Raw genomic sequence first — 20082 nt, 5'->3', positions numbered from 1 at the left:
GTGAGGCCATCTTTCCCTGGGAATGGCGCTGGCCACCTGGCTGCACAAGCGATTCCCGAAGATGGGGATCAGTGTTCTCAAAGCGCTCGGCTTGGCTTGTTCCGTCCACGCGTCATCCCGCCGGGGGAGCTGGCGGGCTTGCGAACAAGGCGAGAATGACAGCGTGGATCTGCACGACGGATTCGGCACGCGAACCCCGGAGCTGGAGCAGGTGGCTCACGGTGAGTCGTACGAAGATCTCGGTGATCGACTCCAGCGCGAATTCGTCGAGATCGGGCTTCCGAGAACGGATCTGATCGGCTACCACCTGCGTCGCCCGCCCGAGGACGACCTCTGAGTCGACGGTGACCAGCGACAGGAGTTCGCCGCCCTGGAGTCTGCCCGAGATGATCGACATCAGAAGCTCGTTGTCCTCACCAAGGGTCAGTGTGCGCTCCGCGGCGGCTGTGAGTCCGTCAACGATGTCCTGTTCGTCCGCGATGCCCTCGACGACCCCGTGGAGGAAGCGGTCTGCCTCGCGTGCGATCAGCGATGCCGCAAGCTGATCCCTGGTCCCGACCTCGTTGTAGAGGGTCGTACGGCTGATTCCGACCTCGCGCGCCACCCGGGACATGTTCACCGCGGACCATCCCCGTTCCACCACGAGATCGCGAGCGGAGTCGAGTATGCGATCGCGCAGCAGGTCGCGTACTTCGTCGTGGAAGCTCGGGGGCGTAGCCATGTGTCCATCATGCCCGAATTGGCATGCAGGCCTAAGGCGCCCGCCTGAGTGTTTGACACATTAGGCAATTATGTGTAAAAACAATACAGTTCATCTCACAGTGTCAACACACTGTGTCCGACCGCACCGCCCCGCTTGGCCAGGACGGACAGAAGCGGCGACCGGCACACGGTCATCACAGGGACGTGTTCCTGTAGAGGCTCAATCAGCCACGTAATACCCACGCCCACAGACGATTGCGAGCATCCAATGAACGCTGAGGCGAGCGAGAAAGACACCGACTACGACGTCCTGGTGATCGGCTCCGGGTTCGGCGGCAGCGTCACCGCCCTTCGCCTGGCAGAGAAGGGCTACCGGGTCGGCGTTCTCGAAGCCGGCCGCAGATTCGACGATGCGGACTTCGCCAAGACCAGCTGGGACGTTCGACGATTCCTGTGGGCGCCGAAGCTGGGTGCGTACGGGATTCAGCGCATCCACCTACTTCGCGACTGTGTCATCTTGGCCGGGGCGGGAGTCGGGGGGGGCTCTCTCAACTACGCCAACACCCTCTACCAGCCGGGATCAGCATTCTTCGGCGATCCGCAGTGGGCGCACATCACAGACTGGGAAGACGAGCTGACGCCCTACTACGACCAGGCGCGTCGCATGCTGGGCGTGGTCACCAACCCGCACATGACGCCTGCCGACGAGATCATCCGGTCGGTGGCCGACGACATGAGTGTCGGCGACACGTTTGTCCAGACTCCGGTCGGGGTGTACTTCGGCGAGCCCGGTCGTACCGTGTCGGATCCCTACTTCGGTGGGGTCGGACCGGATCGCACCGGCTGCATCGAGTGCGGCGAGTGCATGACAGGTTGCCGTCACGGTGCCAAGAACACGCTGCTCAAGAACTACCTCGGGCTCGCCGAACGCGCTGGAGTGGTGGTGAATCCGCTGACCACCGTCACCGACGTGCGTCAGCGACCCGATGGCTCCTGGACAGTCGACACAGTCAAGACCGGTGCCTGGATTCGTAAGCGCGAGAAGGCGTTCACCGCTCACAATGTCGTCTTCGCGGCGGGTACCTGGGGTACCCAGCAGTTGCTGCACAAGCTCAAGGACTCCGGCCGCCTTCCTGAGCTCTCGACGCGACTGGGCGAGTTGACCAGGACCAACTCCGAGTCGATCCTCGGGGCCACCCGTTACCGCGTCGACGAATCCCTCGACCTCACCAAGGGCGTGGCGATCACGTCGTCGTTCTACCCCACGCCGGACACCCACGTCGAACCCGTCCGATACGGCAAGGGCTCCAACGCGATGGGGTTGTTGCAGGCGCCGATGACCGACGGCGACGGACGGTTGCCGCGATGGCTGCGATTCATCGGCGTCGCGCTCCGGGATCCACTCGCCACAGCACGTGTCCTGGCGGTGAAGGGCTGGAGCGAGCGGACCGTGATCGCACTGGTGATGCAAAACCTCGACAACTCGATCACCACTTTCACAAAGCGCGGTCTGTTCGGTCGCCGGCTCACCAGCAAGCAGGGGCACGGCGAGCCCAATCCCACCTGGATCCCCGCGGGCAACGAAGCCACGCGGCGCATCGCCGAGAAGATCGGCGGCACCTCCGCCGGAACGTGGGGCGAGGTGTTCAACGTGCCGATGACCGCACACTTCCTCGGCGGATGCGTGATCGGGGACGATGAGGACAACGGTGTGATCGACCCATATCACCGCGTGTACGGCTATCCGTCGCTGAGTGTGGTCGACGGTTCGGCCGTGTCCGCGAATCTGGGCGTCAACCCGTCGCTGACCATAGCTGCTCAGGCCGAGCGGGCCGCCGCGTTGTGGCCGAACAAGGGGGAGAAGGACCTTCGCCCGATCCAGGGTTCGGGTTATCGGCGCATCGAGCCCACCGAACCCCGGTCGCCGATCGTGCCGGTCTCGGCGCCTGGAGCGCTGCGACTGCCCATCATTCCTGTCCGTCGAGTGGCAGACGAGAAGATCTCGCGGGCCGCAACGCGTGAGAGCTCCGACGCCCGATGAGCGCACTCGCCCCCGAAACAGCGCTCCCGGAACGACGCCAATCGTCAACGCTCGCACCGGTTCTCAAGAAGGCGCGCCACGGTACCGAAATGGTCGGCGACTTCTTCCTCACCTTCTGGGGCATCGTCAAGATGCTCCCACGGCGTCCCTTCCAGTGGCGTGAGCTGGTGGCGCAGGCGTGGTTCATCGCGAGCGTATCGATTGTCCCGACCATGCTGATGTCGATCCCGTTCTGCGTCATGGTGGTGTTCCAGATCAACGTTCTGCTGAACGAGATCGGTGCGATCGACCTGTCCGGTGCGGGCGCGGGTGTGGCCGTCATCCGAGAGATCGGACCCATCGTCACGGTTCTCGTCGTCGCGGGCGCAGGTGCCACCGCGATCTGCGCCGATCTCGGTTCGCGCACCATCCGCGAAGAGATCGACGCCATGAAGGTGCTCGGTATCGACCCGATCCAGCGACTCGCAGTTCCGCGCGTGATCGCCTCCTGCGGCGTCGCGGTGTTCCTGAACGGCCTGGTGACCGCCATCGGCCTGGCCGGGGGATACGTGTACGGCGTCTTCCTCCAAGGTGCCACGCCGGGTCAATACATCACCGCGATCCCGATCCTCACCGGAATTCCCGACCTACTCATCAGCGAGCTCAAGGCCGGCATCTTCGGTCTGCTGGCCGCACTGGTGGCCTGCCATCTCGGCTTCAACGCGGGAGGCGGACCGAAGGGTGTCGGCGACGCCGTGAACCAGACCGTTGTCTTCAGCTTTGTGCTGCTGTTCCTCGCGAACGCGGTCATCACCACGCTCGCACTGCACTGAAGGCCTCGACATGACTGCGCGAACACAAGAGCAGGGACCACGTTGACATCGACTCAGATGCCCACCGAACCGTCGCGGCGACTGACCGACCGGTTGGACGCCGGGAAGGCGCTGAAGCCCGCCGAATCCTTCGGAGAGAAACTGGCGTTCTACGGGGTGGCGCTGCGGGCGGTACCCAAGGCGATGACCCACTATCGTCGCGAGACCTTGCGCCTGCTAGCTGAGGTGTCGCTCGGCGCAGGTGCACTCGCCATCATCGGCGGGACCGTCGTGATCATCGGATTCCTCACGGCTGCAGCCGGATACGAGGTCGGTCAACAGGGATCGAGTTCACTGGGGCGCGTCGGTGTGGAAGCGATGTCGGGCTTCATTTCCGCCTTCTTCAACACCCGCGAAGCGATCCCGGTCATTGCTGGCGTCGCACTCACGGCGACGGTGGGCTCCGGTTTCACTGCGCAACTCGGTGCCATGCGCGTGAGCGAGGAGATCGACGCGCTCGAGGTGATGTCGGTTCAGTCGCTGCCCTATCTGGTGTCGACGCGGATCGCGGCGGGACTCGCCGCTGTGGTGCCGCTGTACGCGATCGCCCTCTTCACCGGGTACGCCGCCACCAAGTTCGTGAGCGTGTTCCTGTCGGACCAGTCGCCGGGCACCTACGACCACTACTTCCGGCTGTTCTTGCAGCCCGGTGACATCGCGATCTCACTGTTGAAGGTGATCGTCATGGCGGTCGCCGTGATGGCGGTGCACTGCTACTACGGCTACAACGCCAGCGGTGGACCGGCCGGGGTCGGCGTCGCTGTCGGCCACGCCGTCCGCACGTCACTGATCATCATCATGATGGTCGACTTCATCGTCGGTATCGCCTTGTACGGCGGCGTCCACGCGACTGTGCGGGTGTCGGGATGATCGAACACTCACGCAGACAACACCTGCTGTACGCGTTCGTCGCCTTCGCCGTGGTGGTGGGCGTCGTCGTGGCTGCGCTGATGTCGTACAACGGCAGGTTCCAGGCCACCGGGTCCATCTACCTGAACGCCCCGCGCACGGGGCTGCTGCTGGTGCCTGGATCGGACGTCAAGCTGTACGGCGTAGTGATCGGTCGTGTCGCATCTGTCGACGTGTACGGCGATCACGCTCGCATCGAGCTGGCGGTGGAGGAAGACCAGCTCGGCGATCTGCCGACGAACGTCCGGGCGGAGATGGAGCCGACCACGCTCTTCGGCCGCAAGTACGTCGCGCTGACGATGCCGGAGCAGCCGGCGGCATCGACGTTGAGCGCCGGTGCCACCATCGACACCTCGCAAACGCCGGTCGAGGTCTACGACACTTTCGAGTTGCTTGTCGGAATTCTCGACCGTGTGGACCCGGCGCGGGTGAATGCAACCCTGACCGCTGTGCAGACCGGCACCGTCGATCGGGGCGAGAAGCTCGGCGAGCTGGTCGACTCGGTGAACACCTACCTCGCGACCTTCAACAAGTCACTGCCAACTCTGCAACGGGATCTCGAGCTCGGTGCGGACAATCTCGACACATTCGCCGGACTGTCACCGGACCTGATGGCCACCGTCCGTCACCTCACCACCACCTCGAAGACGATTGTGGAGAACCAGTCGCAGCTGACTGCGTTCCTGTTGAGCTTCACCGAGTTCGGGAACACCGGCAACCGGTTCATGACTAACGCGGGCACGCCACTGGTGAAGGCCGCCGACGCCCTGGCGCCGCCGGCGCAGGTGCTCGGAGACTACGGACCGATCTACCCGTGCTTCCTGGACGGACTGAACACGAGCCGCAAATATCTCGAGCGGGCGTTCGGCGGAGCGAGACCGGGCCTCGACATCGTCGGCACCCTGCTCATCGGCGACCCGCCATACCGACCGGGCATCGACGCGCCCGAACACACGGCAGGAACGGCGGGACCGAGCTGCTACGGCTACCCGCGCGCACCCGGCGAAAAGGGGCCGGGGCACGTCGACTTCGACGACGGCAGTCACGCGTACCGCGATGTGAAGTCGATCGAAGACGTCATCGGAAACCCGTTCGCCTCGATGATCTACGGAATGACGAAATGACAATCACCGGACCGGCCATCAAGCTGGGGATCTTTCTCGCTGTCAGCTCGCTGATCACCTCGGCTCTGTTCGTGATCGTCGGCGACCTGCGTTTCGGTCCGACAACGGTTTTCCGCGCTCAGTTCATGTCCGCATCCGGCCTGCGGACCGGCGACGACGTCAAGGTGGCCGGTGTGGTGGTCGGGAAGGTCACCGATGTGGACATCGTGGACTCCGGTGCGGCTGCGCAGACGGGTCTGGGAGCAGAGGTCCGTATGGACGTCGACTCCCACATCCCGGTGACGACCACCACCAACGCCTACATCAGGTACAAGAACCTGATCGGTGATCGGTACCTCGAGCTGAAGACCGACCCCGGAGACGTGGGTAGGAGGCGGTCAGCCGACAGCGTGATCCCGGTATCGCAGACCAAGCCGGCTCTCGACATGGATGCACTCGTCAACGGGTTCAAACCCCTACTGACCGGGGTGAATCCAGAGCAGACCAACAAGCTGTCCGCTGCGCTGGTCTCGGTACTCAACGGCCGCACAGCCGATATCAGCGATCTGATCACCCAAATGGGTGAACTCGGCGAAACCATCGCCGATCGCGACGCGACGATCGGATCGGTGGTCACCGATCTGAACACCGTGCTCGTAACGGTAGCGGATCGCCGGGAGGCCTTCGGCAGCGTCGTCGTCCAGTTGCAGGAGCTGGTCTCCGAGCTTGCCGGTGATCGCCGGCTGATCGCCGACGGCCTCACGAACATCGCGGGCGCGACCACCGAGCTCGACGAGCTGCTGTCCCGAGCCCGCCCCGATCTCACCTCCGACATCGAGCATCTGCGCGGTCTGGCCCAGAACCTGAACAGCAACACTTCAACGATCAACATGCTGCTCGCGAAGATGCCGGAGGCCTATCGGCTTCTGGGCAGGTCGTCGGGCTACGGCAGTTTTGTGAACTTCTTCGTGTGCGGCCTCGCGATCCGCTATCCGACGCTCGACGGCGGACATGCGGACACACCGATGGTCCAAGTCCCAGCTCGGCGCTGTAAGTGAGGGAGACAACCAGATGAGGTCAAAACATCATGAGATCTGACGACTCCCGCCGTCGAATCCGGGCCGGTCTCATCGGAATCGGGGCGATACTCGCGGTTCTCGCGCTCGCGTTCAACTACCGCTCGATTCCGTTCCTGCCCGGCGTGACCGTCGTGGTCGCCGAGTTCTCCGACGCCAGTGGCCTGAATCCCGACGACGAAGTGCACATCGCCGGCGTGGCCGCGGGGAGTGTGCAGTCGATCGAGCTCGCCGAGGACCACGTCGACGTGACGATGCGGCTCACCGACGGCTGGGAGAAGCTCGGTTCCGAGACCACGGCCTCGATCAAGGTCGAGACCGCGCTCGGGCGTCGCTTCGTCCAACTCACGACCGCCGGCCCCGGCGAGCTCGGCGACCGAATCCCGGTGTCGCGGACAAGTTCCGGCTTCGACCTCACCGAGTCACTCGACCAGCTCACCGAGACCGTCGGAGACACCGACAAGAAGAGCGTCGTCGACGCGGTCGAGAGCCTCGACAAGGTCATGAACGATCTCCCGTCCGACATCGGCGGCTCCCTGGAGAACGTCGCCGCTGCGGCACGGACGGTGTCGTCGCGCGATGCCGGAATCCGGACGCTTCTGCAGAAGGCCGATTCGGTTTCCGACGTGCTGGCCGAGCGAAAGGGCAACATCACCAGGCTCATCGACGACGGGTCGGTGCTGTTCGAGACCCTCGTCGATCGGGCCGAGGTGATCCGCAGGCTGCTCACCAGCCTGCGCGCAGTATCCACCGAGATAGAGACGTTCGTCCATGACACCGGATCGTCCACCCCACAGATGCTCGAGGAGGTCCGTCAGGTGACGGCCACGCTCAACGCCAACTACGCCAACCTCGAAAAGTCGATCAAGGGGATGCGCACATTCGTCATGCAATTCGCCGACGTCCTGGGCAGCGGACCGTTCTTCTCAGTACTGCTCCAGAACATCACGCCGGCCAATCTCCGCGGCCAGCAGCCGGGCAGTCCGGGAGGCGGGCGATGAGCACGTCATCAGCCGTCAACCGACTCGGCGGGCCCGCGGTCATCGCCCTCGTCATCGTCGCCATGGTGGCCGTGACCGCGGCGAAGGTATGGGAGAGCACGCACACCTCACGGGCCACAATCTGGTTCACGGACGGCACCGGGCTGTTCGTCGGCGATCCGGTCAAGATGCGCGGCGTCACCATCGGCACTGTCGAAGCAGTGGAGGCCACACCGGCGAAGGTTCGCGTCGAGGTCTCGTACGACGACTCGGCGTACGTGGACTCCGAGGCACGGGCGGCGATCGTGGCGCCGACCCTCGTCTCCGGTCGGTATGTTCAGTTCGTCAACCCGGTCAAGCGATCGCCGGCTGGTGCGCTGAAAGACGATGCCGTGGTGGAGGTCGGCCGGACCGCGGTCCCGGTCGGGTACGACGAGATCAAGAAGCAGGTGACCGACCTCGCGCACCAACTCGGACCTTCCACCGGCGATGAGAAGGGGGCGCTCAGCCGACTCATCGACACCTCGGCCGGTGCGCTCGACACCAGCGGCGGCTCACTCCGGAAGTCGGTCGATGCGCTCTCCGACGCGATGAGGACGCTCTCCGCGGCCGGCCCCGACCTGTTCAGCACAGTCCGCAATCTCCAGCAGGTCGTCACCGCGCTGCGCACCGCCGACCAGCAGATCGTCGGTTTCGCCTCGCAACTCGACGACGCGTCGGCCGTGCTCGACGACAATCGGACGCAACTCGATGCCGCGATCCGTGCCCTCAACTCGATGGCCCCACGCCTGCGCGACTACTTGAAGCAGAACCAGGGTGCGCTAAGCCGTGACGTCAAGGACCTCACCAGGGTGTCCCGACTGCTCGTCGACAGGCAGGACGATCTGGCTCAGATCCTGCACACGGCGCCGACCGCGCTGTCGAACCTCTACAACATCTACGACCCGGACTCGAACTCACTGACGGCCGGTCTCGCGGTGGCCGACTTCCCGGATCCGGTGTCGCTCATCTGTGCACTGCTGACAACCGTGGACGCTCCCAAGTCGGAATGCCAGAAGGCCGAGACCACCCTGACCCGGGTCATCACGTCCGAGATGGCACGCTCGACCGGTCGCCCCGAGGAGGGAGGACGCTGATGGGACACAAGCGCTTTCACGTCGGCGCGGGACTGATCGCGGCGGCCGTCGCGATGTCGACGGTGGCGGGCTGTCGGTTCGACGGCGCCAACTCGTTGTCACTGCCAGGCGACGCCGTCTCCGGTGACAGCTACAGCATCACCGTCCAGTTAGCCGACGTGCAGAACCTGGTGTCGAACTCCCTGGTCAAGCTCGACAACGCGAATGTCGGGCAGATCCGGTCCATCACAGTGCGCGAGTCGTTCGCCGAAGTGGACGTGGAGCTCTCCGAGGGAGTGGAGATCCCGAACGGTTCGACCGTGAAGCTGGCACAGACCTCGGTGCTGGGCGCGCAGTACCTGGAGTTCATTCCTCCCGCGGAGCAGACGCCGGGCAAGCTGTTGCCCGGCGACACACTCGATGTCAACAGCTCCGCAGCCTATCCGTCGACCGAGTCGGTGCTGGCGGCCTTGTCGCTGATCCTCAACGGCAGTGGCCTCGAACAGCTCCGGTCGATCATGACCGAGCTCAACGACGCCACCGATGGCCGCACAGCCGCTGCCAACCGAGCGATATCTCAACTCAAGACCTTCGTCTCCGGACTACACAAGCAACGTGATGACATCGGCCGCGCCATCGATTCGCTCGGCAAGCTCAGCGCCACGCTGGCCGATCAGAGTTCGACCGTGGCGGAGGGCATCGACAACCTGGAACCCGCCCTGACCGTGCTGGCGGACCAACGCGAGGAGCTGGTCACGATGCTCGATCGCGTAGGAGTGTTCGGCGCAAAGGTGGGCAGCGTGATCGCACGCAGCAACGCCGATCTGAACTCCATTGCCGCGGAACTCCGTCCCGCACTGAAGGGGCTCGAGGAGTCCGGCGACGACCTGGTCGGCTCGCTCATCGTCGGGCTCACCGTTCCGTTCCCGGTGACCGTCATCGACAAGGGAATGAAGGGTGACTACCAGAACCTCTTCCTGACCCTCGACCTGTCGGTGGGCGCCATACGCGACAAGGTGCTCGGCAGTATTCCCAAGGTGGCCCTGGCCAGGATGGCGACCTCGCGGCAAGCCGCGGACCCACTCCGCGCTCCATTCGGACTGCGCACCCCCACAACGGATCACAGCCCATCGAAAAAGACCTCACCGCAGCCCGCCGGGATGGGGGGCCCCCGATGAAACTCACCAGACTGGTGCGATGGCAGCTCGTCGTATTCGCTGTCCTCACCGTGGTCAGCGTAGTCTACGGGACTGTCACCTACGTCGGCATCGGTCGGGTCACCGGCATCGGATCGTATCGCGTGGTCGCCGAGTTCGACACCGCCGGCGGCATTTACGAGACCGGACTGGTGACCTATCGAGGTGTAACCGTGGGACGGGTGGATTCGGTAGACGTCGATCTGGCCGACTTGTCGGCGCCGGTTCGCATCACCCTGCGCATCGATTCGGACAACACGATCCCGCGAAACAGTGCGGCGCACATCAGGAGTCAGTCTGCGGTCGGGGAACAATACGTGGATCTGATTCCCCGCGACAACGGCGGGCCCGCGCTGACGGACGGAGACGTGTTGTCGGCCAAGGGCAATGAGGCGCCCACGCCCACAAAAGACGTCCTGGAGAGGACCATGAACCTCGTTGCGACGATCTCGCCCCAGAATCTGGAGACGACCGTCGACGAGGTGTCCGACGGGCTAGGACAGACCGGTGATCGCCTGGCTCGGTTGATCGACGCATCACAGCGGCTGCTCGAGTTGGCGCAGATCGATATCGGCCCCACCACCCGGCTGATCGACGACGCCGAACCGCTGTTGACCACTGGCAACCGGGTGGCCGCCGACCTGACCTCTGCGGTGGCGAACCTCGCGTCGTTCACCGATCAGCTCGCGCTGAGCGATGAACACTTGCGGACTCTGCTGACCCAGACCCCGTCGGCAGCCGACCAGGTGTCGGCCACCCTGACCGAGCTGACGCCTACGCTGCCGACGCTGCTCGCCGACCTCCAGTCCGTGGGACAGGTGCTGCGCGTCAACGTCCCCAACCTCCGGCACATCCTGACCGTCTATCCGGCGTTCACGTCGGGAACCCTGAACTCGGTCGACGGCTACGCGCTCGGCCAGAGTCCGCAGGCTCCACTCGACATCAAGCTCGGAAACACGCTGAACCCGCCCCCGTGCACCGAGGGATATGGCGGCAGCCGACGTCGTGACGCATCGGACATGCGGACTGTGCCGGTGGTTCCGGACCAGTACTGCGACGCGCGCCCCGACAACCCGAAGGTGGCGCGTGGCGCCCGGAACGTCCCGTGCGCGACCGACCCCCGCGTGAGGACTCCCTTAGTGGCCGATTGCCCCGGGGGACTTCCGTCCACGTGGCCGGAGATGTTGTCGCGTCCGCACTCTATGGGCGACGCCGGCGGTGACCCAGGGGCGAAGAGGGTGCCGAAGCGCTTACGTACAGCGTCGAAGCCGGTGCCGTATTCGGAGACCACCGGAAGGTTCCGAGGGCCCGACGGGGTGACGTACTTCGTGGGAACACCCACCAACTCAGCTTCGGCGAAAGGAAAGGCGACATGGCAGTCGTTACTGATCAAGTAGAGGCCACCGGTCCGGAAGTCGACGACGACGCGGTCGGCCCGGAGAGCGCCGGCGAAGGGGCGGGCACTGCTCCACTCCGGTCCGTGGTCACCGTGTGGGCGCTGGTGGCGGCCCTCGTGGCGGTGCTCGCGCTGCTCGGCGTGAAGGGCACCGATCTCTATCAGGCCAAGCAGGACGAGAAGCGGAACTCTGAGGTACTCGACGTCACCCGCGAGGTGGTCGCCGGACTCGTCAGCCTCGACTACCGCCGGTCGAAGGCCGACCTGGATCGGATCAAGTCCGTCGCCACCGGATCCTTTCAGCAGCAGTTTGAACAGCTGGCTACGTCGTTCGAGCAGGTCCTTTCCTCCGGCGAGGTCCTCTCGACTGGATCGGTCAAGGAGGCGGGGATCATCACCGCCGACGACGACGCCGCGCGGGTCCTGGCCGCGGTCAGCTCGATCGTCAAGAACACCGAGGCACCCGACGGGCAGCAACGCGTCTATCGGATGAAGGTGGATCTGACGGCCGCCGACCATGCGTGGAAGGTCAGCAACGTGGAGTTCGTGTCATGAACGCGGGGAGCGCGGACCAAGAGGCGTCGACCGACGCGAAGGCGGCAGAACCGAGGAGGAAGCCATGAACAAGGTTGTGGAGCAAGATATCTCATCCGAGTTCGCCGAGGCGGAGGTGGATCGCGACGTCGACACCGACGCGGCGCCTACCGACGGCGCCGAGAAGCAGGACAAGGTGCGCGGCGGTCATGTCAAACGACTCGGCCCCGTCGTTGTGAGCTGGCCCGCCAGACTTTCGACAAAGGCGCGTAACGGGTTGGTCAGGGTGCTGGCGGCACTCGTGATCGCCGGCGCCGGTGGACTCGGCTACGTGTGGTTCGCGACGAGCGCGGCGACGACGGAGGCATCGGCGGGGCAGTCCGCGCTTGCATCGGCACGTACCGACATCCCCAAACTGCTCAGTTATGACTACCGAACAGTCGACACCGCGCTGCCCGAAGCTGCCGAGACCATGCTGACCGGCAGGTTCCTCGACGAATACACCCAACTGGGCGAATCAGTTATTCAACCTGCTGCCAAGAAGGAGCAGATCGTCACGAACGCCGAGGTGGTCGACGCCGCACTCGTCGCGTCGGACGCCGATCACGCAACCGTCCTGCTCTTCGTCAACCAGACGACGTCCAAGAAGGACGCTGAGGGGCCGCGACTCGACGGCAGCCGCATTCGCGTCCAGATGGCCAAGGACGGCGATCGCTGGAAGATCTCCGAATTCACACCGGTGTAGCCGCGGAAACCCTGAGCCATCCACACCACACCATGGAGAACAACTCATGACTCTCACCACCGATTTCACCACAGTCGCGGAGCTCGACAGTGCGCTGCTACGACTCAGCGCAGGCGAGCGCCGGTGGGCAGACCTCCCGCTGACCCGGCGCGCCGACCTTCTGCAACAGGTGGCGCACCAGGCGGCCGAGCAGGCATCGGATTGGGTTGAGGCCGCGTGCCGAGCGAAGCGGATCTCGCCCTCATCGCCGCTCGCAGGCGAAGAATGGCTGTCGGGGCCGTACCCGGTCATCACGAACGCTGCCACGCTGGCCCGTTCTCTGCGCGACCTGAGCAGCGGCGACAGTCCCATCGCCCACGTACCGACTTCCGTCGCTCCCGGCGGTCGTGTTGCGCTCGACGTCTTTCCCCATCAGATCTGGGATCGGCTACTGCTGTCGGGCGTCTCGGCCAAGGTCTGGCTGAAGCCGGGGGTGAGTGTCACCCAGGCGCGGTCGGCGGCGGGATTGGCGCAACTCGACCCCGCGACGACGCACGGCATGTCAGTCGTCCTCGGCGCCGGCAACATCACCTCGATCGCCGTGCTGGACACCCTGTACGAGCTGATCGCGCACAATCGCGTCGTGATCCTCAAACTGAACCCCGTCTTGGGCGAGATGTTCGACGCGATCAACGCCGTCCTGCGACCCCTGTCCGAGCGCGGCTTCGTGGAGGTCGTCAGGGGCGGTGTCGAGGTCGGCTCGTATCTCGTCGATCACCCGAATGTGGCGCATGTCCACATCACCGGAAGCTCGGCAAGTCACGACGCCATCGTCTTCGGCACCGGCCCGGAAGGCGAGGCCCGTCGCCGGGCCGGCGTACCGAAGCTCGGCAAGACCATCACCAGTGAACTCGGCGGCGTATCACCCACCGTCGTCGTCCCCACCGGGTGGTCGGCCAAGGACATCCGTTTCCAGGCGGAGCACCTGGCCACCCAGCGTCTGCACAACGGCGGCTACAACTGCATCGCCGCCCAGGTTGCCGTGATCCCGTCCGAGTGGTCCAAGAAAGGGGAGTTCCTCCGGGAACTCCGCGACCAGATCGACAAGGCTCCCGCGCGGCCAGCCTATTACCCCGGAAGCGACCAACGGGTCGCCGCGGCAGCCGACCGGCACGCCACGGCCAACGCACGCGAGAACGGCCGGCTGCTGATCGAGGGGCTCTCACCGGACCAGGTGGCCGAGGCCTTCACCGTGGAGTACTTCTCGCCCGTGCTGGCCGTCGTGGAGATCCCCGGAGACGGGATTGCCTACCTCCGGGCAGCGAGCCGCTTCGTCAATGAGCGGCTCGAGGGCACTCTCGGCGCCAACGTCTTGGTGCACCCGAGATACCGCCGCAAGCTCGGTCGAGAGTTCGAGTGGTTCGTGGAATCGCTCCGCTACGGCACGATTGCGATCAACGCGTGGACGGGGGTCGGTTATCTCACCGCAGCAGCACCATGGGGCGGCTTTCCCGGTGCGACCCTCGTCGATGTCGAGAGCGGAATCGGATTGGTACACAACGCATCACTGGTGGACGACACAGAGCGCACGGTCGTGACCGGCCCGTTCCGCCCGCTGAGCCGATCTCTGATCACCGGCCAGCTGTCGATCACGCCGAAGCCGGCGTGGTTCGTCAGGAACACGCATGCGCACCATGTAGGCCGAAAGATGGTTGCATTCGCGGCAGATCCGAAGGCCACCCGGCTGCCGTCGCTCTTTGCGTCCGCCTTACGCGGCTGACGCACCGCGCGCAGCGAGGTGCCCCGTCACGAAGCGTACGGGGTGTGGTGCGTCCACCTCAGGCCGGCTCGAGCGCCCGCTTGGCCTTCTCCAACGCGGCGAGCGTGCGCAACACGGAGTCGCGCTTCGCGGTCAGGTCGGACACCTTGGCCTTGCCACTCAAGCCGCCATCCTTCTGCGCGACCTGCAGACGTTCCTCGATCTCGGTGAGCTGCGCCAGGAGGCTCTGCGCCCGGCTCATGAGCTCGGCGCGGTCGGGTCGTGAGACGTTCGCCGGCCCGGCGACGCCGGACCTGACATTCTGCGGCTTGGTGGCCACCGCCTTCCCGCCTGCCTTCGTGGGCAGTCGTCGTCGCGGTTCGACGCTTCGCCGCCGGGAAGCAGCACGCGGGGGAGTCTGCGTGCGCGTCTGGTTGAGCACCGTCCGCGCCTCTCGCCGCGGAACTCCGCGATTTCGTCGGTGGACGAGCACCACACGCAAACACTCGAAGTGGTTTCGGTCACGAACGCATCGGCAGCAGCGGGATTGACGGGGAAAAGAGTACGAAACAAAGTTTTTCACCCGGAAATCGGGTTTCCGGTACACCGTATCCCGCCGCTGACTTGACCCGCCGGACCGTCCCCGACGCGCTGTTCATCGTCGTCGAGCAACTCGGACCCACCCTCGTCGTTGCGGACACGAGCTCGAGCCGGCGGCGGGGCAGTGGCGTTTACCGGCCACCCCCGGCGGGAACCTCATCTGCGTGCGATTACCTTCGGTACAGATGACGACGTGTCGGGCTGGAACAACCGGCCCTGCTCGACGGTGACGACCGTGTACCTGGCCGAGGCATTGCTGGTTGTGGCGGAGGGTCAGCAACCTCCGGGTCTGATGCCGGCCCGGCAGCAGATGGCGGTGTCCCTGGGCTGGCACATCGTCCTTGCGTGTTTCGGGGTGGCGTTCCCGACGATGATCTTCGTGATGCGCCGTCGCGGCATCGTGCGCGACGGCCCTGTCGCAATGGGACTGGCCCGACGGTGGGCCAAGGTGTCGGCAGTGCTGTTCGCGATCGGCGCGGTCTCGGGCACGATCCTCAGCTTCGAGATGGGTCTGCTGTGGCCCGGTTTGATGGGCCGGTTCGGTGACGTGCTGGGATTGCCATTCGCGTTCGAAGGGCTGTCGTTCTTCGTCGAGGCGATCTTCCTCGGGATCTACCTCTACGGCTGGGACCGCATGCCGCCTCGACGCCATCTGCTGATGCTGATTCCGATGGGCATCGCCGGGGTCGTCGGGACGTTCTGCGTGGTCTCGGTCAATGAGGTTCCCCCCGAACCGTAGAGGCATCGATAATGAGGAGCACGATGCCAGAGAAGCGGAAGAAGTACGACCGGGAGTTTCGTGATGGGGCGGTCCGGATCGTCGAGGAGACAGGTAAGCCGATCGCCCAGGTCGCTCGAGACCTGGGGGTCAACGAGGGCACCTTGGGTAACTGGGTCAACCGGGCGCGCGCCGAGCGGGAGGGCCGCGGCGAGCTGACCGTTGATGACGCTGCTGAGCTCAAACGGTTGCGTGACGAGGTCGCCGAGCTGCGCATGGAGCGTGATGTCCTCAAGCGATCAGTGGTCCTGTGGGTGAAGGAGGCGACGAAGTGAGCGTGGCACGCTTTATCGCCGACCAGAGGACCAACTATCGGGTGCCACACGCGGTGTCCTGCCGGCTGCTCGGGGTCAGCGAGGCGTGGTTCTACAAATGGCATAAGCGGACCCAATCGCCGGGTGCGGCAACGGGTTTGCACACCACCCGCGACTATCGCCGGGACACCATCGACCGGGCCGTGGCGGTGGCGTTCGACAAGGCCCGCGGCCTGCACGGGTCACCGCGCCTGCATGCGGATCTGCGTGCTGACGGGTGGACGGTGACCGAGAAGACTGTCGCTGATTCGATGTGTCGTCAGGGCCTGGTCGCGCGGCGGATCCGCCGGCGCAACGGGCTGACCCGTCAGGACAAGACCGCCCCGAAGTTCCCCGATTTGTTGGGTCGCGATTTCACCGCACAGTGCCCCGATCAGCGGTGGGTCGGCGACATCACCGAGATCCCGACCGCGGCGGGCAAGCTGTATCTGGCCACGGTCATCGACCTCTACAGTCGCCGCCTGCTGGGGGCGGCCACCAGTCGTCACCCGGATGCAGCGTTGGCGTGTGCGGCGATCGAGATGGCGGTCGCCACGCGGGGCGGCATGCAGGCGATATGGCGTGATGACGATGCGCAGAAGCTGATTTTCCACACCGATCGTGGGTCGACGTACACCGCGAGACGGTTCACCAGGCTGTGCCAGAAGATGGGTATCCGGCAGTCGATGGGCCGGGTCGGATCGTGTTTCGACAACGCCGCAGCGGAGGCATTCTTCTCTTCTTTGGAGTGGGAAGTGTTGTCACGCAACGAGTTCCATACTATCATGGAGGCGCAGGCGGTCGTGTTGGAGTGGTGCTACGGCTTCTACAATCACCAGCGTCGCCACAGCGCGATCGGGATGATGAGTCCGGTCGACTACGAGAACACCGCAGTCACCGAGCCCGAAGCCGCATAGAGGAGTCCTCCACGATTCCGGGGGAACCACACCTGACCGAGGCACACACCACCGGCCGCCTGGTCTCCGAACTCAAACGGCTCCGCCGCTACCGGCTGATCATCATCGACGAGATCGGCTACCTGCCGTTCGACTCCGATACCGCCAACCTGTTCTTCCAACTCATCGCCAGCCGCTACGAACAAGGCTCGATCCTGATCACCTCGAACATGCCATTCGGCCGCTGGGGCGAAGTCTTCGCCGACGATGTCGTTGCCGCCGCACTCATCGACCGCCTCGTCCACCACGCCGAGGTCATCACCATCGACGGCGACTCCTACCGCACCAAGACCCGACGACAACTCGTCAACGCCGACCAGTAACCACACCAAAAGGGGGTCAAATTTCAACCGTCGATAAGGGGTCAGTTTTCGGCCGCCGTTGACAGATAGCCGTTTGCGCGGTCTCGATGGTGTCGAAGGCGCCAGTCTCGTCGAGAAGCTCCCGGCGCAATGTGCGATGGAATCGTTCGATTTTGCCGGTCGTGGTCGGTGACCGGCGTTTGGTCAACCGCGCGGTGATGCCGTACTCGCGACACGTCCGCTCGAAGAGCACCTCAACCGGCAACGGCCGCGTGTGTCTGCCGGTGAACTGGTTGCCGTTGTCGGTGAGCACCTCGAACGGCACGCCCCATCGATTCATCGCCCCGACGAACGCTTCACACACGGCACTGCCACTGGGCTGCTCGAGAACCGCGGCGACGGTGACGAAGCGGGAATGGTCGTCGATGCCGGTCAACAGTTTGCATTCCCGGCCGCCAGCCAGGAACACACCTCCAACCAGGTCGAGTTGCCACAGATGCATCGGAGCTTCCCGCTCCCATCGCTTGTAGACCCGTTTATGTAGCTGCTCTTGAGGATTGACCAATCCGTTGCGTACCAGCACGCGGTGCACCGTGGCCCGCGCGGGCGCGGGCGCATAAGGGTCGAGGCGTCCGAGTTCGTAGACGATGCGCCGGGCACCCCACCGCCGGTGGGTGCGTCGCATTTCGCAGATCGTCGCCTCCACTTGTGGAGAGATCTGGTTCGGGCTAGTACGCGGTCGGCGAGATCGATCCGATAAACCGCCCAGACCTGATGCGGCATAGCGCTTGCGCCACGCCGTGACCGTTTGGCGAGAGACACCGTAACGGTTAGCGACCTCGATGACCGGAGCACCGTCGGCGACTTCGGTGACCGCACGGAACCTGACCTCCACACGCACCCGTGCAGCGATCTCAGCATCGGATTCAGTCTCAGCAGAGAAGGACACCCCCCACACTCTGACTGCGACCACCGACAAGCGTGAGACGTCAACGATGTCCCGACGACACGACGTCAAGCATGTCCCGAGCCCTTACACGTCACACGTCGGCAACCCACCGGTGGCGGGTGGAGCCGTCGTGCTGGTACTCCGTCTCCAACTCTTGAAAGAACTCAGTGATGTACATGCTGGAGCGATACGGGAAGTACCGAACTTCGTCGACGTTCTGGGCATCGTCGCGTCCGAGGTTGCCCACGACGAGGTTTCCAAGAGCTTCGAGGTTGCGGCGACGGAACTTCACATGGGCATTGTTGCAAGCGACGCCGACGAATGCCCACACCTCGCGCGACCCTGCGGGCGATGCCCGATCAAGACCGAGGCGTTCGACTACCAGTTCGTCGGACCATCCGGGTAGCGTGTCGCAAGGGTCGGTTCCGAACTCGGCGGCCATGCCGTCGGCGGCAGGGAGATTGCACGCCCTGGTGGTTCTCGATCAATTTCCCACGGTGTATAGCGTGGACTTGCGGCGTTGAAGGTGTGCTGCAGGAGGATTTCCATCAGTGAGTTGAGTTGCCCGACTCCTTTGAGCCCGTGGCGTCGGTATGACTCATTCGCCTCGTAGACATCTGCGCGGCACATGTGCTGATCCGCCTCAAGCGTTCCGCGGTAGAGTGAGGGCATTCTCGAAGCCACTGACGAGCGCGAGTCAGATCTGTTGCCGGAGTGTCCTGTCTGCACGTAGCTCCTTCAAGGTGGGCGCCATTCAAGTGGCTCCTCGCCGAATCCCAGGTCAGGCAACAGGCTGTTTGATCGGATTGTGGACCACTGCTCGCGTACCAGGTTGCGCGCCGAGCTGAGATCGCCGTCGTTGGAATCCTCAGAGTAGAGCGATTCTGTCGCGAACTCGGCGGCCCCGCCGGTGTAGACCTCCCAAATCGCGACGGCTAGCGCGTGTGGAGTCACTGCTCTGAACGTGCGGCTCGTGCTAAGAATTCTCGCAATGGAGATCGTGAGATCTGGATTGGCAAGTTGAAGCCGCCGGCGGTGGTAATCGATAGGAGGCGGGCCGGTGAGCAGTTCCCGGGTCTGGTTCTCGATCTGATCCAGGGTGTCGGTCCAATCGCCGCTGCGCTTGATCTGGCGGATGAGTAGTGGTGGGTAGCGCGAGAATTCGTGAGGCAGTCCTAGCGCGAAAGCGATATGGCCCCAAGGTCTCGCGGTCCCAGACCGTGCAAGGAGCATGGAAAGGACGGCGCGATCCTTCGCAGTCGTGTAGTCGCGGAATCCCGTCCAGTGAACTTGAGGTATCGACGAGAGAGGAATGTGGTTGCCCGGGATCTCGTGGGCCGTCGGATAACGGGCACACCCACTAGCAACTCGAAACGTCAGTTGTGCCGTCGGCGATAGCTTTTCGGCGAGCGGGGTGATGGCGAGGTGGCCGATAACCGCATTCGTCCGACTACGGGGCAAATCTCGGCCGTCCCTGAGAAGCCAGGTTCCTGGAGTAAGGACGCTCTGCTCTACGGCGAGCGAATGAGCCGCATGAACGTCCTCCTCGCAGAGGATGGACTTTACCTTGAGGAGTTGCTCGAGGCACGCGGCGTCAGGGTCGCTTGCTGCCTGACAGCTCATAATGGGCTTGCCCAGCGTCAGAGCCGCGTCGAAGTATTCGCGTGTACTGAACCGCTGACCGCCAAAGCTGTTCGTCGAAGGCTCTGATGCACCGCGTGCGAGTTCGAGAATCCAAACCTGAGCTTCAACGATCTCGGGGGCAACCCTACGGAACTCGACGTCGCGCAAGTCGTGGCCGCAGTATGCGTGTCGAGT

At 64.4% G+C, this 20082-nt stretch carries 19 protein-coding genes and 2 pseudogenes; 16 read left to right on the top strand and 5 right to left on the bottom strand.

Annotated elements, in window-relative coordinates; translation table 11 throughout:
• Positions 1-112: 112 nt before the first annotated feature.
• The gene (locus ACVT6V_RS30685; protein ID WP_005201328.1) at positions 113-721 is read right to left on the bottom strand and encodes a TetR/AcrR family transcriptional regulator; all 609 of its coding nucleotides are present in this window, start codon (positions 719-721) and stop codon (positions 113-115) included.
• A gap of 249 nt (positions 722-970) precedes the next feature.
• Between ACVT6V_RS30685 and ACVT6V_RS30680 the strand changes: the two genes are divergently transcribed.
• The 12 genes from ACVT6V_RS30680 (at position 971) to ACVT6V_RS30625 (ending at position 14407) form a co-directional block, all read left to right on the top strand.
• Positions 971-2743, top strand: coding sequence for a GMC oxidoreductase (locus tag ACVT6V_RS30680; RefSeq protein WP_005201331.1), 1773 nt, complete (start codon positions 971-973; stop codon positions 2741-2743).
• A complete protein-coding gene (locus tag ACVT6V_RS30675) occupies positions 2740-3555 on the top strand; it encodes an MlaE family ABC transporter permease (RefSeq protein WP_005201333.1) in 816 nt (271 codons plus the stop codon). The genes ACVT6V_RS30680 and ACVT6V_RS30675 overlap by 4 nt, the downstream gene beginning before the upstream one ends.
• A gap of 57 nt (positions 3556-3612) precedes the next feature.
• Positions 3613-4464, top strand: coding sequence for an MlaE family ABC transporter permease (locus ACVT6V_RS30670; protein WP_006369842.1), 852 nt, complete (start codon positions 3613-3615; stop codon positions 4462-4464).
• The gene (locus ACVT6V_RS30665) at positions 4461-5627 is read left to right on the top strand and encodes an MCE family protein (RefSeq protein WP_005201337.1); all 1167 of its coding nucleotides are present in this window, start codon (positions 4461-4463) and stop codon (positions 5625-5627) included. The genes ACVT6V_RS30670 and ACVT6V_RS30665 overlap by 4 nt, the downstream gene beginning before the upstream one ends.
• Positions 5624-6664 (top strand): MCE family protein, encoded by a 1041-nt coding sequence (locus ACVT6V_RS30660; protein ID WP_005201339.1) that lies wholly within the window; start codon positions 5624-5626, stop codon positions 6662-6664. Before ACVT6V_RS30665 ends, ACVT6V_RS30660 begins: the two co-directional genes overlap by 4 nt.
• 29 nt (positions 6665-6693) lie before the next feature.
• Positions 6694-7683, top strand: coding sequence for an MCE family protein (locus ACVT6V_RS30655; RefSeq protein ID WP_005201341.1), 990 nt, complete (start codon positions 6694-6696; stop codon positions 7681-7683).
• A complete protein-coding gene (locus tag ACVT6V_RS30650; protein WP_020169772.1) occupies positions 7680-8798 on the top strand; it encodes an MCE family protein in 1119 nt (372 codons plus the stop codon). Before ACVT6V_RS30655 ends, ACVT6V_RS30650 begins: the two co-directional genes overlap by 4 nt.
• Complete coding sequence (locus tag ACVT6V_RS30645; protein WP_006369841.1) at positions 8798-9955, top strand: MCE family protein; 1158 nt, start codon at positions 8798-8800, stop codon at positions 9953-9955. Before ACVT6V_RS30650 ends, ACVT6V_RS30645 begins: the two co-directional genes overlap by 1 nt.
• On the top strand, positions 9952-11370 hold the full coding sequence (locus ACVT6V_RS30640) for an MCE family protein (RefSeq protein ID WP_005201346.1): 1419 nt from the start codon (positions 9952-9954) through the stop codon (positions 11368-11370). Before ACVT6V_RS30645 ends, ACVT6V_RS30640 begins: the two co-directional genes overlap by 4 nt.
• Entirely contained in the window at positions 11346-11924 is a 579-nt protein-coding gene (locus ACVT6V_RS30635) for an Rv1363c family protein (RefSeq protein WP_026919819.1), read from the top strand. Before ACVT6V_RS30640 ends, ACVT6V_RS30635 begins: the two co-directional genes overlap by 25 nt.
• Before the next feature lie 64 nt (positions 11925-11988).
• On the top strand, positions 11989-12648 hold the full coding sequence (locus ACVT6V_RS30630; protein WP_005201351.1) for an Rv1363c family protein: 660 nt from the start codon (positions 11989-11991) through the stop codon (positions 12646-12648).
• 46 nt (positions 12649-12694) lie between these two features.
• A complete protein-coding gene (locus ACVT6V_RS30625; RefSeq protein ID WP_020169775.1) occupies positions 12695-14407 on the top strand; it encodes an aldehyde dehydrogenase family protein in 1713 nt (570 codons plus the stop codon).
• 58 nt (positions 14408-14465) lie between these two features.
• Here ACVT6V_RS30625 and ACVT6V_RS30620 read toward each other — a convergent pair whose 3' ends face one another.
• Positions 14466-14828 (bottom strand): hypothetical protein, encoded by a 363-nt coding sequence (locus tag ACVT6V_RS30620; RefSeq protein ID WP_262365841.1) that lies wholly within the window; start codon positions 14826-14828, stop codon positions 14466-14468.
• Positions 14829-15179: 351 nt separating this feature from the next.
• Here ACVT6V_RS30620 and ACVT6V_RS30615 point away from each other — a divergent pair, with 351 nt between their 5' ends.
• The 4 genes and pseudogenes from ACVT6V_RS30615 to ACVT6V_RS30600 form a co-directional block, all read left to right on the top strand.
• Positions 15180-15725, top strand: coding sequence for a cytochrome ubiquinol oxidase subunit I (locus ACVT6V_RS30615; RefSeq protein ID WP_005201356.1), 546 nt, complete (start codon positions 15180-15182; stop codon positions 15723-15725).
• A 23-nt stretch (positions 15726-15748) separates the two neighbouring features.
• Complete coding sequence (locus ACVT6V_RS30610; RefSeq protein WP_005195137.1) at positions 15749-16039, top strand: transposase; 291 nt, start codon at positions 15749-15751, stop codon at positions 16037-16039.
• Positions 16036-16974 carry an IS3 family transposase gene (locus tag ACVT6V_RS30605; RefSeq protein ID WP_211541884.1) on the top strand — a complete coding sequence of 313 codons (939 nt, stop codon included), beginning with the start codon at positions 16036-16038 and terminating at the stop codon, positions 16972-16974. Before ACVT6V_RS30610 ends, ACVT6V_RS30605 begins: the two co-directional genes overlap by 4 nt.
• Before the next feature lie 32 nt (positions 16975-17006).
• Positions 17007-17336: pseudogene (locus ACVT6V_RS30600) on the top strand (ATP-binding protein); the annotation flags it as partial.
• Between the two features lie 64 nt (positions 17337-17400).
• On the opposite strand, the pseudogene ACVT6V_RS30595 reads toward ACVT6V_RS30600, so the two are convergent.
• The 3 genes and pseudogenes from ACVT6V_RS30595 to ACVT6V_RS30585 form a co-directional block, all read right to left on the bottom strand.
• Positions 17401-18228, bottom strand: a pseudogene (locus ACVT6V_RS30595) (IS481 family transposase); the annotation flags it as partial.
• Positions 18229-18355: 127 nt separating this feature from the next.
• Entirely contained in the window at positions 18356-18556 is a 201-nt protein-coding gene (locus ACVT6V_RS30590) for a hypothetical protein (protein ID WP_287014663.1), read from the bottom strand.
• 446 nt (positions 18557-19002) lie between these two features.
• Positions 19003-20055 carry a hypothetical protein gene (locus ACVT6V_RS30585; RefSeq protein WP_020169780.1) on the bottom strand — a complete coding sequence of 351 codons (1053 nt, stop codon included), beginning with the start codon at positions 20053-20055 and terminating at the stop codon, positions 19003-19005.
• Positions 20056-20082 lie beyond the last annotated feature (27 nt).

This window comes from Gordonia sp. LMA167 (assembly GCF_058130025.1).
Note: the sequence above shows the minus strand (reverse complement) of the source record. Positions and strands in the feature narration are given on the sequence as shown.

Coding starts and splice junctions, on each gene's coding strand:
- ACVT6V_RS30685 (WP_005201328.1), bottom strand. CDS start 721: ATGGCTACGCCCCCGAGCTTCCACGACGAAGTACGCGACCTGCTGCGC.
- ACVT6V_RS30680 (WP_005201331.1), top strand. CDS start 971: ATGAACGCTGAGGCGAGCGAGAAAGACACCGACTACGACGTCCTGGTG.
- ACVT6V_RS30675 (WP_005201333.1), top strand. CDS start 2,740: ATGAGCGCACTCGCCCCCGAAACAGCGCTCCCGGAACGACGCCAATCG.
- ACVT6V_RS30670 (WP_006369842.1), top strand. CDS start 3,613: ATGCCCACCGAACCGTCGCGGCGACTGACCGACCGGTTGGACGCCGGG.
- ACVT6V_RS30665 (WP_005201337.1), top strand. CDS start 4,461: ATGATCGAACACTCACGCAGACAACACCTGCTGTACGCGTTCGTCGCC.
- ACVT6V_RS30660 (WP_005201339.1), top strand. CDS start 5,624: ATGACAATCACCGGACCGGCCATCAAGCTGGGGATCTTTCTCGCTGTC.
- ACVT6V_RS30655 (WP_005201341.1), top strand. CDS start 6,694: ATGAGATCTGACGACTCCCGCCGTCGAATCCGGGCCGGTCTCATCGGA.
- ACVT6V_RS30650 (WP_020169772.1), top strand. CDS start 7,680: ATGAGCACGTCATCAGCCGTCAACCGACTCGGCGGGCCCGCGGTCATC.
- ACVT6V_RS30645 (WP_006369841.1), top strand. CDS start 8,798: ATGGGACACAAGCGCTTTCACGTCGGCGCGGGACTGATCGCGGCGGCC.
- ACVT6V_RS30640 (WP_005201346.1), top strand. CDS start 9,952: ATGAAACTCACCAGACTGGTGCGATGGCAGCTCGTCGTATTCGCTGTC.
- ACVT6V_RS30635 (WP_026919819.1), top strand. CDS start 11,346: ATGGCAGTCGTTACTGATCAAGTAGAGGCCACCGGTCCGGAAGTCGAC.
- ACVT6V_RS30630 (WP_005201351.1), top strand. CDS start 11,989: ATGAACAAGGTTGTGGAGCAAGATATCTCATCCGAGTTCGCCGAGGCG.
- ACVT6V_RS30625 (WP_020169775.1), top strand. CDS start 12,695: ATGACTCTCACCACCGATTTCACCACAGTCGCGGAGCTCGACAGTGCG.
- ACVT6V_RS30610 (WP_005195137.1), top strand. CDS start 15,749: ATGCCAGAGAAGCGGAAGAAGTACGACCGGGAGTTTCGTGATGGGGCG.